Source organism: Rhizobium fabae, from assembly GCF_003985135.1.
Lineage (GTDB): Bacteria > Pseudomonadota > Alphaproteobacteria > Rhizobiales > Rhizobiaceae > Rhizobium > Rhizobium pisi.
In genome coordinates, this window is the sequence record NZ_ML133684.1 from 1 (window position 1) to 675 (window position 675).

Genomic DNA, 675 nt, shown 5'->3' on the forward strand with positions numbered 1-675 from the left:
TTCCCCCGCCTTGCCGGTTTCGGCATCGGCCTGCTGTGGCTTCAGCATGACCAGATTGTCCGACGCCATCAGCCGCGCGCGAATACTGGCAAAGTCTGCGGGATCGTCGACGGTGCGATGCAGCGCCTTGGCGATGTCGCGTTCATCGAAGGTGGAGCGTTCATTGCCGAGCTGCTTCAGCAGAAGCTCCGGTTCGCCCAGCAGCCGGTCGGCCATCGCCTGGCGGCGGGCAAGATCGGCTGGCGCGAAATAAAGCTCCCTGCCCTTGCGGGAAAGCGCTGCCTTCTCCGGACCGAGATGTCTTTGCGCGATCCCATCCAGTCCCTGCTCGGCATAGGAGCGGCCGTCAAGCCGGATCTCATGACCGGCAAGCGCCAGATGCCGATTGGCCGTCTCCGCCCAGGCGATCTTCCACGCCTGCAAGGTTTCCTTGTCACCCGCCCAGGCCCTGTTGACGATCCTGCCGTTCGGACTGTCGGGCGTAACGACACGCAGCGGTGTGCCGTCCTCGCCCATGATGGTCACCCTCTTCCGACCAAATCCCTCCTCCGTCAGCGGCCTCAATGTCATCAGCACATGGGCATGCGGGTTGCCCTCCTTGTCGTGGTAAACCCAATCGACGACCATTCCCTTCGCGGTGAGATTGTCCCGCACGAATTCGCGCACCAGCGCGAT

1 protein-coding gene is annotated in these 675 nt (G+C 63.3%); it reads right to left on the reverse strand.

The window, feature by feature from the left end:
• Positions 1–675, reverse strand: a 675-nt coding sequence (locus tag EFB14_RS32755) for a MobA/MobL family protein (RefSeq protein WP_164737640.1), incomplete at both ends; no start/stop codon positions are given.